This is a genomic window from Sphingomonas sp. GC_Shp_3 (assembly GCF_026540945.1).
Lineage (GTDB): Bacteria > Pseudomonadota > Alphaproteobacteria > Sphingomonadales > Sphingomonadaceae > Sphingomonas.
The window spans coordinates 91482-105723 of sequence record NZ_JALNUT010000007.1 but is presented as its reverse complement, the minus strand read 5'-3'; the positions used below and the strand labels follow the sequence as shown (position 1 = coordinate 105723).

The window sequence follows — 14242 nt, the reverse complement described above, 5'->3', positions numbered from 1 at the left end:
GGCGCTGCGCGTCGCTGGCGCGAACGCGGCTTTGCCGCTCGCTTGCGCTAGCTCGCGTAACCCTTCAACTCGTCGCCGACGATCCGCACGACATGCAGCACGTTGGTCGAGCCCGGCGTCCCGAACGGCACGCCCGCCATGATGATGACCCGGTCGCCGGCGACCGCGAGGCCGTGCCGCAGCGCCATCCGCTTTGACTTGGACACCATCTCCTCGAACGAGCCGACATCCTTGGTGTGGACCGCGTAGGCACCCCACAACAGGCCGGAGCGGCGTGCCGTCTCGGGCTTCGGGGTCAACACCATCAGCGGCACGCCCGGCCGCTCGCGCGCGACCCGGCGCGCGGTCGATCCGGACGAGGTGAAGCAGATGATCGCAGAAGCGCCGGTCGTCTGGGCGATGTTCTTCGCCGCCTCGGCCAGCGCATCGGCGGTGGTCGGGTCGGGCCGCGTCACCGTGAAGTGGATGCGGTCGCCATGGGTTGGATCGCGCTCCACCGAAGTGCCGATCGCGTCCATCATCGCGACCGATTCGATCGGCCACATGCCCGAGGCGCTTTCCGCCGACAGCATGATCGCATCCGCGCCGTCATAGATCGCGGTCGCCACGTCGGACACTTCGGCGCGAGTCGGCGAGGGCGAGGTGATCATCGATTCGAGCATCTGCGTCGCCACCACAACCGGGCGGCCAAGCCGGCGCGACACCTCGATGATGCGCTTCTGGAGTGGCGGCACCGTTTCCGGCGGCAGTTCGACGCCGAGATCGCCGCGCGCGACCATCACGCCGTCGCACATCTCGACGATCTCCTCGAGCCGCTCGATCGCGCTCGGCTTCTCGATCTTGGCGAGCAGCGCGGCACGCCCCTCGATCAGCTTGCGCGCTTCGGCGAGATCCTCGGGGCGTTGCACGAACGACAGCGCGATCCAGTCGACACCCTGATCGCACGCAAAGGCGAGATCGCTGCGGTCTTTCTCGGTCAGCGCCGCCATCGGGATCACCACGTCGGGGACGTTGAGGCCCTTGTTGTTCGACAGCATCCCGCCGACGATCACTTGCGTGACGATGCGGTCGGCATCATGTTCGGTGACCTTCAGCACGAGCTTGCCGTCGTCCAGCAGCAGCCGCGCGCCGACCTCGATCGCCGCGAAGATCTCGCGGTGCGGCAGTTCGGCGCGGGTGGCGTCGCCCGGCTCGGACGATCGATCGAGGATGAAGGTCGATCCCGTCACCAGCTCGACCTTGCCGTCGGCGAACTTGCCGACACGCAGCTTCGGCCCCTGCAGATCGGCGAGGATCGTGGTGGGCCGACGATAGGTCTTCTCCATCGCGCGAATCGCGGCGATCACCGCGACCTTGGATTGCTGGTCACCGTGGCTCATGTTGATGCGGAACGCGTCGGCGCCCGCTTCGTACAGTGCGGCGATCTTCTCCGGCGTGCTGCTCGCCGGGCCGAGCGTGGCAAGGATGCGGACCTTGCGCGAGCGCGGAAGGATGGTCTTGGTCATGGCATATCCCGTCGGTTTGCGCGGGCCGCTCTAAACCCTATCTATCCTCGATCAACCTCGGAAAGACACGGATGAACACGATCGACCAACTTGACGACCAGATTGCCGCCGCCGCGTTCCGCCGCTTGGTGCATCATTTGCAGTACCGCAAGGATGCGCAGAACGTCGATCTGATGGGGCTGGCCGGCTTTTGCCGCAACTGCCTCGGCGATTGGGTGGCGGAGGCAAGCAACGGCACGCTCGACAAGGATGCCGGCCGCGCGGTCGTGTACGGCATGCCTTACAGCCAGTGGAAGGCCGAGCATCAGGCCCCGGCCACGCCCGAACAGATCGCGCGCATGAACGAAAGCGTTGCGAAGAACGGCTGATCGCACGACCATGATCTCGGGGGGTGACGGCGCGGGGCTGGTCGCCTAAAGGCGCTCGCTTTCAGCCATTCATACCCCCGGGGAAACACCATGAGCGAGTCCATCGCCGCCGACCAGCTTCGCCTTCTCATCGAGCGTATCGAGCGTCTCGAGGAAGAAAAGAAGGGCATCGCCGACGACATAAAGGACGTCTACGGCGAGGCCAAGTCGACCGGCTTCGACGTTAAGACGATTCGCACCATCGTCCGCCTGCGCAAGATGGAGAAGCACCACCGCGACGAGGCGGAGATGCTGCTGGAGACGTACAAGCAGGCGCTCGGGCTGGCGTAAGCCGGGCGCTTTCCCTATCCCCGGCCCGAACACGAACCGAACAAGCAGCGGACGCGACCCATGGCAGGCCATTCCAAGTTCAAGAACATCATGCACCGCAAGGGTGCGCAGGATAAGAAGCGTTCGGGCATGTTCTCGAAGCTCAGCCGCGAAATTACCGTCGCGGCGAAGATGGGCCTGCCCGATCCGGACATGAACCCGCGCCTGCGCGCCGCCGTCAACGCCGCCAAGGCGCAGTCGGTGCCCAAGGACAACATCCAGCGCGCGATCGACAAGGCGTCGCGCAGCGATGCCGAGACCTACGAGGAAATCCGCTACGAAGGGTTCGGCCCGGGTGGCGTGTCGCTGATCATCGAGGCGCTGTCGGACAATCGCAACCGTACCGCCACCAACGTCCGCGTCGCGGTGTCGCGCAACGGCGGCAACCTCGGCGCATCTGGGTCGGTCAGCCATGCGTTCGACCGGGTCGGCCTCATCACCTATCCGGCGGAAGTGGGTGATGCGGAAAAGGTGTTCGAGGCGGCGCTCGAGGCCGGCGCCGAGGACGTTTCGTCGAGCGAGGACGGCCACGAGATCTGGACCGCGCAGGGCGACCTGCACGAGGTCGTCAAGGCGATCACCCCCGTGCTGGGCGAGCCGGAAGGCGCCAAGCTCGCGTGGAAGCCGCAGACCATGGTCGAGGTCGGCGAAGAGGACGCCGCGTTGCTGTTCAAGCTGATCGACACGCTCGACGACGATGACGACGTGCAGACCGTGTGGGGCAATTACGAAGTGTCCGACGCCGTGATGGAAAAGCTCGCCTGATTATCCTCGGCCTCGATCCCGGTCTGGGCACGACGGGCTGGGGCGTGATCCGGGCTGAAGGCAACCGCTTGAGCCACATCGCCAACGGGCAGGTTCGTACCGATCCGTCGATGCCGCTGCCGCGCCGGCTGACCAACCTTCACGCCGCGCTATTGGACGTGATCCGGGCGGAGCGGCCCGACAGCGCGGCGGTGGAAGAGGTGCTCGGCAATACCAACGCGCAGTCGACGCTGAAGCTCGGGCAAGCGCGCGGCGTGGTGTTGCTCGCCGCGGCGGGGACCGGGCTGGTGATCGGCGAATATCATCCCAGCGTCGTAAAAAAGGCGGTGGTCGGCACCGGCGGCGCGGAGAAGCGCCAGATCCAGGCGATGATGGCGCACCTGCTGCCCGGTGCGAAACTTGCCGGCGCCGATGCGGCCGATGCGCTCGCCGTGGCGATCACGCACGCGCACCACATGGCGAGCGCGGCCGGGCTCGCGCGCCGGATCCGCGCGCAGGCGTGACGCGCGGCGGCAAATCGCCTAACGCCGCGCGATGATCGCGCATCTCAAAGGCAGGCTGGTGGACACCGGTATCGATTCCGCCGTCATCGACGTCGGCGGAGTCGGCTATCTGGTCGGTGCATCGGCTCGCACTCTGTCGGCGATCGGTCCGGTCGGCGAGGCCGTCATGCTTCATACCGAGATGCTGGTGGGGGAAGACTTCATCCGGCTCGTCGGCTTCGCGACCGGTGCCGAGCGGGACGCCTTCAGACTGCTGACCGGTGTGCAGGGTGTCGGCGCGCGCGTCGCGCTGGCGATCCTGTCGACGCTCGATCCCGGCGAACTGGCCCGCGCGATCGCGTCGCAGGACAAGGCCGCCGTGGCGCGCGCCAACGGCGTCGGCCCGAAGCTGGCCGAGCGGATCGTGCGGGAGTTGAAGGATCGCTTCGGCGGCATCCCGCTGGCGGCAGGCGTGGCGACGATGGCGGCGCCTAAGGGTACCGGCGCGGACGCGGTGTCGGCACTGCTCAACCTCGGCTTCCGCCCGGCCGAAGCGGCAAGCGCCGTCGGGGCGGCGGAGGAAGAGTTGGGTGCAGGCGCGACGCTCGACGCGCTGGTGCGTCTCGCATTACGCAAGGCGGCGAAATAACCGGTCGCCCGCCGCCGGGATAGGCAGCGGGCAAAGCGGATCAGTTATTGCCCGGCGCCGCTGCCCCAACGGCTGCTGAGCTGCTCCATCGCGGTCGCATAGCTATCGCGGAAGCATTGCGACCGCCGCACCGCCTGGCGATATTCGGACAGGCTGCGCTGGTCGGAGCCGCAGGCGGCCTCGGCCGCGTTGGCGATCTTGAACCGCACCACCGCCTGTTCCTGCGGAGTGGTCGGCTGGGCGAGGTTGCCGACGCGCACGGTGGTCAACACGTCGATAGGGTCGGCGAATGCGGGCGTGGTGAGCGCCGCTGCGCCGATGATCGCGCCGGTGAAAAGGGCTGAACGGGCGATCGTCGCCCCGAACTTGCCTGCCATTGTTCTGGTCTCCTGCGCGCCGCCTGCTATGCCAGTGCCGAAGGACGGTCCGGATCGCGCCGTTTTAAGCGCGCCCTCGCCCCCATGTCAGCCGCCAGCCCGCGGCGCGGGGGTCCGCAACTGTTCCATGGAACTGGAGCGGCCGCTGTACGCCTTCGGCCCATTTGGGGGCAAGTGCGTGAGGTTTCGCGCCAAAGCCGCGTAAACCCGTGTTAACGCGTCGTTCGCCGTCACCGCGTTGCAGCAACCGCAGGTGAATATCGCTCGGCGCGATCACCGCCGCGTCCGGACGATCGAGTCGATCTGCGCGCGTCGTGCATTCGCCGTGGCACCGCGCTGATCCGCACGCTCGCGCGCAGGATCACATGGCCGCGATCGGCTCGATGTCGGCCGACGCCTGATTGCGCCGACGCTACGTTGCCGGCTCGACAGCGATAGGGGTGAACAGGTAGGGAACGGCGGATGGACGATCCCGACCGCCTGCTTGCGCCCACCCGACGCCCCGAGGATGTCGACGCTGCGCTCCGCCCGAAGTCGCTCGACGACTTCGTCGGGCAGAGGGCGGCGCGTGAGAATCTGCGCGTGTTCATCGCGGCGGCGCGGGCGCGCGGCGATGCGCTCGACCATGTGCTTTTCTTTGGTCCGCCGGGTCTCGGCAAGACCACTCTCGCGCAGATCATCGCGCGCGAGATGGGGGTGGGCTTCCGCGCCACCTCCGGTCCGGTGATCGCCAAGTCGGGCGACCTCGCCGCGTTGCTCACCAACCTCGAAGACGGCGATGTCCTGTTCATCGACGAAATCCACCGCCTTCAGCCCGCCGTCGAGGAGGTGCTGTACCCGGCGATGGAGGACCGCGCGCTCGACCTGATGATCGGCGAGGGGCCGTCCGCGCGATCGGTGCGAATCGACCTGCCGCGCTTCACGCTGGTCGGCGCGACCACGCGCCAGGGCTTGCTGACCCAGCCGCTGCGCGATCGCTTCGGCATTCCGGTCCGGCTGACCTTCTATACGGTGGACGAACTGGAGCGGGTCGTGACGCGGGCGGCGGCGCTGCTCGGCCTGCCGGTGTCGCCCGATGGCGCGCGCGAGGTCGCGCGGCGCTCGCGCGGGACGCCGCGCATCGCCGGGCGGCTGCTGCGCCGGGTACGCGACTTCGCGCATGCCGCTGGGCACGACACGGTCGACGCACGTTCGGCGGACGGTGCGCTCAACCGGCTGGAGGTCGACTCGCTTGGGCTCGACGCGATGGACCGGCGTTACCTGATGATGATCGCCGACATCTATCGCGGCGGCCCGGTCGGCGTCGAGACGCTTGCGGCGGGCCTAAGCGAGCCGCGCGACACGATCGAGGAAGTGATCGAGCCCTATCTGATCCAGCTTGGTCTCGTCGCCCGCACCGCGCGCGGACGATGCCTCAACGCGGGCGGCTGGAAACATCTTGGCCTCAATCCGCCCGCCGGCAGCCAGGACGGGCTGTTCGACTGAGACAAGCGTTCTTTTACCGAAATGGTGCGCCGCAAGATGGATCGCACCCCGCCCTTCTGATAGCGAGTCGCCCATGCTCACGGCCGTCGCCTCCGCCCGCGAAATCCTGGTTCGCCTTCACGATGTGATGGCGTCGCGCAACCCCGCACAGGCCAAACTCAATTCGGTCGTCCAGATCGTCGGTGAGGCAATGGCGAGCGAGGTGTGTTCGATCTATCTGCTGCGCGACGGGGTGCTTGAACTGTTCGCGACACGCGGTCTCGCGCAGGAGGCGGTGCATGTCACCAAGCTGGCGCCGGGCGAGGGGCTGGTCGGCACGATCGCCAACAATGTCGAGACGCTCAACCTCGACGAGGCAGCGTCGCATCCCGATTTCGCATACCGGCCGGAGACTGGCGAGGACAAATATCACAGCTTTGCCGGCGTGCCGATCATCCGGCGCGAGCGCGCGGTCGGCGTGCTGTGCGTCCAACATGCCGATCCGCACCGCTATGACGATGTCGAGATCGAGGCGTTGCAGACGGTGGCGATGGTGTTGTCCGAGCTGATCGCCAACGCCGATCTGGTCGATGGCGCAGGTACCGCAGCGGCGAAGGTGCAATCGACCGCGCCGATCCGCATCGACGGACTTAAACTGGTCGACGGCATGGCGATTGGCTTTGCGGTTTATCACCAGCCGCGCATCACCGTCGAACACACCGTCGCCGAGGATGTCGAGGCTGAACGCCACCGCGTCTACGCCGCGTTCGACAAGATGCGCGAGCAGATCGACCGCATCGCGCGCGAGGCCGAGTTCGGTGTCGGCGGCGAGCATGAGGAGGTGCTCGCCACCTATAAGATGTTCGCCTATGACGAGGGCTGGGCACGACGCATCAACGAGGCGATCGACAGCGGCCTCACCGCCGAGGCTGCGATCGAGCGTGTGCAGCAACGCACGCGGATGCGGATGCGCCAGATCGACGATCCGCTGCTGGCCGACCGCATGCACGATCTCGAGGATCTGTCGAACCGGCTGCTGCGGATCGTTTCGGGCCAGCTTGGCACCGCCGCGCAGATGGGGTTGCGGCAAGACACGATTTTGATCGCGCGCAATCTCGGCCCGGCCGAGCTGCTCGAATACGACCGGCGGCGCCTGAAGGGTGTGGTGCTGGAGGAAGGCTCGCTGACCGCGCACGTCACCATCGTCGCACGGGCGATGGGCGTGCCGGTATTGGGCCGGGTGAAAAGCGTGCGGCGGCTCATCAGCGAAGGCGATGCGCTGCTGCTCGACGTGACGGCAGGGCATGTGTTCGCGCGGCCGTCGAGTTCGATGGAAGAGGCGTTCGAGGCCAAACTGCAGGCGCGTCAGAAGCGCCGCGCCGCGTTCGCCTCGTTGAAGAACGAGTTGCCGGTGACGAAAGACGGACACCGTGTGACGGTGATGGTGAACGCAGGGCTACGTGACGACGTGGCGGCGCTGGACGTCACCGGGGCAGACGGCATCGGCTTGTTCCGCACGGAATTCCAGTTCCTGATCTCCTCGACGCTGCCCGCGCGGGAGCGGCAGCAACGGCTGTACCGCGACGTGCTGGACGCGGCGGGCGAGCGCCCGGTGATCTTTCGTACGGTCGATATCGGCGGCGACAAGGCGCTGCCGTATCTCGCCGAGGACGAGGACGAGGAGAATCCGGCGATGGGCTGGCGCGCGCTTCGGCTCGCGCTGGAACGGCCCGGGCTGATGAAGGCGCAAGCGCGCGCGCTGCTCGAGGCGACCGCCGGGCGCACGCTCAACGTGATGTTCCCGATGGTGTCCGAACCGTGGGAGTTCGACGAGGCGCGTGCGTTGTTCGAGCAGCAGCGCGCATGGCTGGCGGGACGCGGCAAGATGCTGCCGACCACGATCCGCTATGGCGCGATGCTGGAGGTGCCGGCGCTGGCCGAGCAGCTCGATCTGTTGCTTCCCAATGTGGACTTCCTTTCGGTCGGCACCAACGACCTGACGCAATTCCTGTTCGCCGCCGATCGCGCCAACCCGAAGCTTGCCGAACGCTACGACTGGCTGAGCGCGGCGATCCTGCGCTTCCTCAGCCGGCTGGTCGCACCGTGCCGGGCGGCAGGCGTGCAACTTGGCGTGTGCGGCGAAATGGGCGGCCGCACGCTGGAGGCGATGGCGCTGATCGGCCTGGGGATCGACCGGCTGTCGATCACGCCGGCGGCGGTCGGCCCGGTCAAGGCGATGGTGCGGTCGCTCGATCACGGCGCGCTGACGGAGAAAATGGCCGAGCTGCTGGCGGCGCCGCCACGTGACATGCGCGCGGCCTTGCTCGATTGGGCGAGTGTGAGCGGCGTCGAACTGGCGTAATTGCGTGATCTGGCGACAGGCGGGGGCGTTGCGCTGGCGCGTGTGCTGGTGCAACAGGCAGATCGTTACGCGCAGGTTGACCATCAGCCGCAACCGCCTGCGCCGGAGGATGTGAATGACCGACACCGATCCTACGGTCGAACCGGCCAAGCCGATCCCGACGACGCCCGGAGCGCGCCTGCGAGAGGCACGCGAGGCGCAAGGCCTCTCGCTTGACGAGATCGCGGCGCGCACGCGCGTCCCGTTGCGCCAGCTCGAAGCGATCGAGGAGAGCAATTACGCGGCGCTCCCGTCGATCACCTATTCGATTGGCTTTGCGAAAGCATATGCGCGTGCGGTGGGGATAGACGAGGTCGCGATCGCACGCGACGTTCGCAGCCAGAACAGCCTACAACCGGCAGTCCGGCGGACCGAATACGTCGCGTACGAACCCGATGAACCACGGCGTGACCCAAGCGGCCTAGTCGCGGTGATTGGCGTGGCGGTCGCGCTGCTGTTGCTGGTCGCGGCCGGTTTGTGGTTCGGCACGACCTGGTTTCGCGGCGAGGGGGGCAGTTCAGCCGCCGCACCGGCGGTCACGGCAGCGCAGGACGCGGTGCCCACTGCGCCCGTCGCACCGGCGCCGGCTGCTGGCGGACAGGTCGTATTGACCGCCACCGACGACGTGTGGCTACGGATCTATGATGCCAGTGGCACGGTGTACGAGCACACCATGAAGTCCGGCGATACCTATTCGGTGCCGCAGGACAAGCCGAACCTGATGATCAACATCGGGCGCCCCGACAAGCTGAAGGTGACGATCAACGGGAGTGCGGTGCCGGCGCTCGGCGATGGCCATGTCGCAATCAAGGACGTGCCGATCACCGCCGCCGCATTGCTGGCGCGCGGAACGCCCGCAGCCACGGCCACCCCGTCGGTAGCCGCGCCGCATGCCGCGCGGCAGGCGACGCGCGCACCGTCGCATCGCCGTGAGAGTACGGACGCTGGTGCCGCCACGCTCAACATCGCCGCGCCCGCCACGTCGAACGTGCCGGCGCCGGCTGCGACGCCGGCGCCTTAACGCTGGAGACAGGCGGCGCGGCTTAGCTATACCGGCTTGAAAAGGTTTGCGGGGAAGTGACGATGCGGAAGCACATGGTGGCGTTGGTCCTGCTGGCGAGCAGCGCGATGGGGGCGGTACCGGCGGTTGCCCAGTCGGGCGTGGAAGGTCGCGTCAGCCGGCTGGAGAGTGAGATGCGCGCGGTGCAGCGCAAGGTTTTCCCCGGTGGAGCGGGCCAGTACATCGAACCGGACATCAAGCCGACCGATCCTAATGTAATTCCGGGCACTCCGGCGAACAGCCCCGTCGCGGACCTCAGTACGCGCGTAAACGCGCTGGAAAACCAGCTCAGCAACGTCACCGGCTCGATCGAGACGACGCAGCACCGTGTGCAGGTGCTCGAGGACGCGTTCAACGCCTATAAGCGCAGCACCGACGCGCGGTTGAAGGCTTTGGAGGATACTGCGTCGTCCACCGGCGGCGGTTCCAACGGCGGCAGCGGCGCGCCTGCGCCGACCATGGGCGACGACGGCTCGGCACCGCCATCCCGCTCGGGAAGCGGGGCGGTGAAGCAGCCCGCGCGCTCCGGCGCGAATGGCGATGACGCGACGTCTTCGGGTGGCGATACGGATCGTCAAGCGCGCATCGCGGCACTTCAGCGGCCGCCGTCTGGCGACAAGGCGGAGGACGCCTATCTTTACGGTTACCGGCTGTGGCAGGCGAAACTGTATCCGGAAGCCGAGGCGCAACTGAAGCTCGTCACCACGACGTACCCCAAGCACAAACGCGCCAGCTATGCGCAGAACCTGCTCGGCCGCTCGTATCTGGAAGACGGCAAGCCTTCGCTCGCTAGCCTCGCTTTCTACGACAATTACAAGAAATGGCCGGATGGCGAACGCGCGCCCGACAGCCTCTATTATCTCGGCCAGTCTCTGGTGAAGCTCGGCAAGCCCAGTGCCGACGTGTGCAAGGTCTACCGCGAGCTAGAGGACGTGTACGGCACGAAACTGAGCGAGACGATGAAGGCCGATGTCGCGCGCGCCAAGACGCAGTCGAAATGCGCTTGATGTGACACCTGAGCCAGCGCTGATCGCGCGGTTTCGGGACGATTGCGCGCGGTTGTTCGGCGCCGCGCCGCGTGAGCAGCGAATCGCCCTGGCGGTATCGGGCGGGCCGGACAGCATGGCGATGCTCGCGCTGGCAACGGCGGCATTTCCGGGTCAGGTGGTCGCGGCGACGGTGGATCATGGCCTGCGCGCGGACAGCGCGGCCGAGGCGGCGATGGTCGCGCGCTGTTGTGCGGCGCTGGGCGTATCGCACGCTACCCTGCCGGTCACCGTGGCGCCCGGTACGACGGGAAATCTGCATAGCTGGGCGCGACAGCAACGCTACCGCCTGCTGTATCGCTGGTGTGTCGCCGAAAGCGCCGGTTGCCTCGCCACCGCGCACCACGCCGACGATCAGGCCGAGACCTTCCTGATGCGCGCGGCGCGGGGCTCCGGTGTGGCCGGGTTGGCGGCGGTGCGGGCGCGGCGCGAGATCGCCGTGCCTCGTGAGGACCAGCACGACGGCACGGCGGTCGACGTCGGCACCTCTGTCGAAGACGCCCCCCTCCTGCTGTTGCGCCCGCTGCTCGGCTGGCGGCGCGGGGCGTTGCGGGGAGTCGCGGTCGCTGCGGGGCTGCCGTTCGTTGATGATCCCAGCAACACCGCCGAGCGGTTCGATCGGGCGCGCTTCCGACGGTGGGTCGAGGATGCGGACTGGATCGACCCGCTCAATATCGCGCGCGCTGCCGGCTATGTCGCCGAGGCGGAGGCAGACCTTGCCACCATCAGCGGGTGGTTCTGGTCGGACCGCGCCCGCCCGGCGGAACCGGGCGAGGTCCGGATCGATATGGCCGGCCTGCCGCGCGAAATCCGACGCCGGCTTGTCAGGATCGCGATCGAATCGGTGCGCACGGCGCAGGGACTTGGCGGTCCGTGGACGGCAGCGTCCAACGTCGAGTCGTTGCTCGACGCGCTCGGTGCGGGGGGCAGATCGGCTACACAAGCCGGTGTCATGGCGTCTGCCGCCGGCGACATTTGGCACTTTCGCGAGGCGCCGGCTCGCCGATCACACTCATCGGCGTAAGTAGTGTTCCTGTTCCATTGCCATTAACCTCGGGCTGCTTATCTTGTAGGTTCGAAAGGTAACGTAATCCATGAACGACAACGAGAAGCGGCCGGCTCCCGATAATGGCGGTGGCAACCCCTGGATGAAGAGCCTGCTGATCTGGGTCGGCATTCTGGTGGCGTTGGCGCTGTTCGTGATGATGCTCGATACGCGCGATGTCGCGACCGGCAACAACACGATCGCCTATTCGCAGTTCCTCGACAAGGTCGAGGCGCATGGCGTCAAGGATGTGAACGTCGCGGGTGAAGTCATCACCGGTACGCAGACCGATGGCACCAAGTTCCGCACCTATGCGATGCAGGATCCGCAATTGACCGACCGCCTGCGCAAGGCTGGCGTCGAGATCAACGCGAAGCCGGAAGAAGGCGCGCCGATCTGGCAGTATCTGCTCGTTCAGTCGCTGCCGTTCCTGCTTTTCCTCGGCATTGCGTATTTCGTTCTGCGCCAGATGCAGAAGGGTTCCGGCTCAGGCGCGATGGGCTTTGGCAAGAGCCGCGCGAAGATGCTGACGCAGCGCGAGGGCAAGGTGACGTTCGACGACGTTGCCGGCATCGACGAGGCGCGCGAGGAGTTGGAGGAGATCGTCGAGTTCCTCAAGGATCCGACGAAGTTCGCCCGCCTGGGCGGCAAGATCCCCAAGGGCGCGCTGCTGGTCGGGTCGCCCGGTACCGGCAAGACGCTGCTCGCCCGCGCGATCGCGGGGGAGGCGGGCGTGCCGTTCTTCACCATCTCGGGCTCCGACTTTGTGGAAATGTTCGTCGGCGTCGGCGCGAGCCGCGTGCGCGACATGTTCGAACAGGCCAAGAAGTCCGCTCCGTGCATCGTCTTCATCGACGAGATCGACGCGGTTGGCCGCCATCGTGGTGCGGGCCTCGGCAATGGCAATGACGAGCGTGAGCAGACGCTCAACCAGTTGCTCGTCGAGATGGACGGTTTCGAGGCGAACGAAGGCATCATCATCATCGCGGCGACGAACCGCCCCGACGTGCTCGATCCCGCGCTGCTGCGTCCGGGTCGTTTCGATCGGCAGGTGCAGGTGCCGCGCCCGGACATCGAGGGTCGCGTGAAGATCCTGCAGGTCCACATGAAGAAGGTGCCGCTCGCGCTCGATGTCGATCCGCGCACCATCGCGCGCGGCACGCCGGGCTTCTCGGGTGCGGATCTCGCCAACCTCGTCAACGAGGCGGCGTTGCTCGCCGCGCGACGCAGCAAGCGGCTGGTCGCGGCTGCCGAGTTCGACGATGCGCGCGACAAGGTGATGATGGGTGCCGAGCGTCGCTCGATGGTGATGACCGACGACGAGAAGCGGATGACCGCCTATCACGAAGCCGGCCACGCGCTGGTCTTCGCGCACGAACCGACCGCAGACCCGATCCACAAGGCGACGATCATCCCGCGCGGCTTCGCGCTCGGCATGGTGCAGCCGCTGCCGGAGCGGGACACTTACAGCTACCACCGCGACAAGATGCACGCCGATATTGCGGTGGCTTTCGGTGGCCGCATCGCCGAGGAACTGGTGTTCGGTTTCGACAAGGTGAGTTCGGGTGCGTCGAACGACATCATGCAGGCGACCCGTCTCGCCCGCGCGATGGTGACCAAGTGGGGCCTGTCCGATCGGCTTGGTCCGCTCGACTTCAGCGAGAGCGAGGATAGCCCGACCGGCTATTCGATGCAGCGCGGTAAGGCGATGTCGGACGAGACCGCCCGGATGATCGATAGCGAAGTGAAGCGCTTCGTCGAACAGGGCTTGGAGCGTGCGCGCCAGATCCTGACCGATCACGTCGACCAGCTTCACCTCATCGCCAATGCGCTGCTCGAACTCGAGACACTGACCGGTGAGGAGATCAAGCGGTTGATCGCGGGCGAGGATATCGACCGTCCTGACACGAGCGCCACCACTGCGGTGCTGCCGAGCAGTGGCACCTCGATCCCCAAGACGCGGCGGCCCAAGGGGCCGGGACCGTTCGGGAACCCGCTGCCGCAAGGCGCCTAAGCTACAGACCGGCGGGGCTCTACGGAGGTCCGCCGGTTCCGTATGGAGCGGAGGTAATCACAGGCCGCTCCTTTTCAGTCTGAGCAGCGGCGCTACAACCCGCGCGAGAGGCGGACCGCCTGTGCGATCCACGGCGGACTGATGACGGTCTGTTGGCGTGCACCGTGTTCCAACGACAGGATCTGTAACCGGCTTGTCTCTCCGGTCGTCTCTTGGCCGATCAACCGGCCGAACGAAAAGCGCCCGGCGGCAAGCGGCACCAACACGTCGCGATTGAGCGCGGAGGCAAAACACTCCGGCATCAGCCGCTCGCACCAGATCTCATCGCCCGCGCGGTAATCGCCGACGCCGACCCCGACCATCACCGCGATCAGACCTGGCGTGGGTGCTGGCGGCACCACCGTGGCGGGTCGGCGGGGCGCGACGGCGCCGCCGGATTCAAGCACCGCCGCCACCGATATGTCGGTACGCTCCGGCAATTGCACCAAATCCGCCGCTACCACGCCGAGCGCGGCAGCGATGCGGTTCAGCCAGGCGACCGAAACGGTGCGCGTGCCGGTCTCGAGCCGCCCGATCGTCTGTGCGGTGGTGGGAGGCAGGCAGGCGCGCGCCACGTCGTTGAGCGTCATCCCCTTGGCACGGCGAACCTCGCGGATGGCTGTAATCATGCACGTTTCCTAACCAGATCGGTTCTGGC

Annotated in this window: 14 protein-coding genes; 11 read left to right on the top strand and 3 right to left on the bottom strand. The window is 67.0% G+C overall.

The genetic code is table 11. The features are described from left to right. Positions 1–47: 47 nt before the first annotated feature. A complete protein-coding gene (gene pyk, locus OXR00_RS14105; protein ID WP_267388912.1) occupies positions 48–1505 on the bottom strand; it encodes a pyruvate kinase in 1458 nt (485 codons plus the stop codon). A 71-nt stretch (positions 1506–1576) separates the two neighbouring features. Between pyk and OXR00_RS14100 the strand changes: the two genes are divergently transcribed. The 5 genes from OXR00_RS14100 to ruvA all read left to right on the top strand — a co-directional run bounded on the left by OXR00_RS14100 (position 1577) and on the right by ruvA (position 4138). Continuing rightward, positions 1577–1873, top strand: a complete 297-nt coding sequence (locus tag OXR00_RS14100; RefSeq protein ID WP_267388910.1) for a DUF1244 domain-containing protein — start codon at positions 1577–1579, stop codon at positions 1871–1873. Between the two features lie 90 nt (positions 1874–1963). Next, positions 1964–2203: a DUF2312 domain-containing protein gene (locus tag OXR00_RS14095; protein WP_242148102.1), complete on the top strand. Its 240-nt coding sequence runs from the start codon at positions 1964–1966 to the stop codon at positions 2201–2203. Between the two features lie 60 nt (positions 2204–2263). Continuing rightward, positions 2264–3007 carry a YebC/PmpR family DNA-binding transcriptional regulator gene (locus OXR00_RS14090; protein ID WP_242148100.1) on the top strand — a complete coding sequence of 248 codons (744 nt, stop codon included), beginning with the start codon at positions 2264–2266 and terminating at the stop codon, positions 3005–3007. Beyond that, positions 3004–3510, top strand: a complete 507-nt coding sequence (ruvC, locus tag OXR00_RS14085; RefSeq protein ID WP_242148311.1) for a crossover junction endodeoxyribonuclease RuvC — start codon at positions 3004–3006, stop codon at positions 3508–3510. The genes OXR00_RS14090 and ruvC overlap by 4 nt, the downstream gene beginning before the upstream one ends. Before the next feature lie 31 nt (positions 3511–3541). Next, complete coding sequence (gene ruvA, locus OXR00_RS14080) at positions 3542–4138, top strand: Holliday junction branch migration protein RuvA (protein WP_267388908.1); 597 nt, start codon at positions 3542–3544, stop codon at positions 4136–4138. A 44-nt stretch (positions 4139–4182) separates the two neighbouring features. Here ruvA and OXR00_RS14075 read toward each other — a convergent pair whose 3' ends face one another. After that, positions 4183–4515: a UrcA family protein gene (locus tag OXR00_RS14075; protein WP_267388906.1), complete on the bottom strand. Its 333-nt coding sequence runs from the start codon at positions 4513–4515 to the stop codon at positions 4183–4185. 462 nt (positions 4516–4977) lie between these two features. Between OXR00_RS14075 and ruvB the strand changes: the two genes are divergently transcribed. The 6 genes from ruvB to ftsH all read left to right on the top strand — a co-directional run bounded on the left by ruvB (position 4978) and on the right by ftsH (position 13545). Further along, the gene (gene ruvB / locus OXR00_RS14070; protein WP_267388904.1) at positions 4978–6000 is read left to right on the top strand and encodes a Holliday junction branch migration DNA helicase RuvB; all 1023 of its coding nucleotides are present in this window, start codon (positions 4978–4980) and stop codon (positions 5998–6000) included. Positions 6001–6073: 73 nt separating this feature from the next. Further along, positions 6074–8341, top strand: a complete 2268-nt coding sequence (gene ptsP / locus OXR00_RS14065; RefSeq protein WP_267388903.1) for a phosphoenolpyruvate--protein phosphotransferase — start codon at positions 6074–6076, stop codon at positions 8339–8341. Positions 8342–8456: 115 nt separating this feature from the next. Beyond that, positions 8457–9401: a helix-turn-helix domain-containing protein gene (locus OXR00_RS14060; protein ID WP_267388901.1), complete on the top strand. Its 945-nt coding sequence runs from the start codon at positions 8457–8459 to the stop codon at positions 9399–9401. A 62-nt stretch (positions 9402–9463) separates the two neighbouring features. Continuing rightward, positions 9464–10447 carry a hypothetical protein gene (locus tag OXR00_RS14055; protein ID WP_267388900.1) on the top strand — a complete coding sequence of 328 codons (984 nt, stop codon included), beginning with the start codon at positions 9464–9466 and terminating at the stop codon, positions 10445–10447. A 1-nt stretch (position 10448) separates the two neighbouring features. Continuing rightward, positions 10449–11510 carry a tRNA lysidine(34) synthetase TilS gene (tilS, locus tag OXR00_RS14050; RefSeq protein WP_267388898.1) on the top strand — a complete coding sequence of 354 codons (1062 nt, stop codon included), beginning with the start codon at positions 10449–10451 and terminating at the stop codon, positions 11508–11510. A gap of 70 nt (positions 11511–11580) precedes the next feature. Continuing rightward, on the top strand, positions 11581–13545 hold the full coding sequence (gene ftsH, locus OXR00_RS14045) for an ATP-dependent zinc metalloprotease FtsH (protein ID WP_242148084.1): 1965 nt from the start codon (positions 11581–11583) through the stop codon (positions 13543–13545). 92 nt (positions 13546–13637) lie between these two features. Here the strand turns inward: ftsH and OXR00_RS14040 are convergent, their stop codons facing one another. After that, positions 13638–14213, bottom strand: a complete 576-nt coding sequence (locus tag OXR00_RS14040; RefSeq protein ID WP_267388896.1) for a helix-turn-helix transcriptional regulator — start codon at positions 14211–14213, stop codon at positions 13638–13640. Between the last annotated feature and the right edge of the window lie 29 nt (positions 14214–14242).

Bases quoted from the DNA above. Each gene is read 5' to 3' on its own strand.
- pyk (WP_267388912.1), bottom strand. From the start codon at position 1,505: ATGACCAAGACCATCCTTCCGCGCTCGCGCAAGGTCCGCATCCTTGCC.
- OXR00_RS14100 (WP_267388910.1), top strand. From the start codon at position 1,577: ATGAACACGATCGACCAACTTGACGACCAGATTGCCGCCGCCGCGTTC.
- OXR00_RS14095 (WP_242148102.1), top strand. From the start codon at position 1,964: ATGAGCGAGTCCATCGCCGCCGACCAGCTTCGCCTTCTCATCGAGCGT.
- OXR00_RS14090 (WP_242148100.1), top strand. From the start codon at position 2,264: ATGGCAGGCCATTCCAAGTTCAAGAACATCATGCACCGCAAGGGTGCG.
- ruvA (WP_267388908.1), top strand. From the start codon at position 3,542: ATGATCGCGCATCTCAAAGGCAGGCTGGTGGACACCGGTATCGATTCC.
- OXR00_RS14075 (WP_267388906.1), bottom strand. From the start codon at position 4,515: ATGGCAGGCAAGTTCGGGGCGACGATCGCCCGTTCAGCCCTTTTCACC.
- ruvB (WP_267388904.1), top strand. From the start codon at position 4,978: ATGGACGATCCCGACCGCCTGCTTGCGCCCACCCGACGCCCCGAGGAT.
- ptsP (WP_267388903.1), top strand. From the start codon at position 6,074: ATGCTCACGGCCGTCGCCTCCGCCCGCGAAATCCTGGTTCGCCTTCAC.
- OXR00_RS14060 (WP_267388901.1), top strand. From the start codon at position 8,457: ATGACCGACACCGATCCTACGGTCGAACCGGCCAAGCCGATCCCGACG.
- OXR00_RS14055 (WP_267388900.1), top strand. From the start codon at position 9,464: ATGCGGAAGCACATGGTGGCGTTGGTCCTGCTGGCGAGCAGCGCGATG.
- ftsH (WP_242148084.1), top strand. From the start codon at position 11,581: ATGAACGACAACGAGAAGCGGCCGGCTCCCGATAATGGCGGTGGCAAC.
- OXR00_RS14040 (WP_267388896.1), bottom strand. From the start codon at position 14,213: ATGATTACAGCCATCCGCGAGGTTCGCCGTGCCAAGGGGATGACGCTC.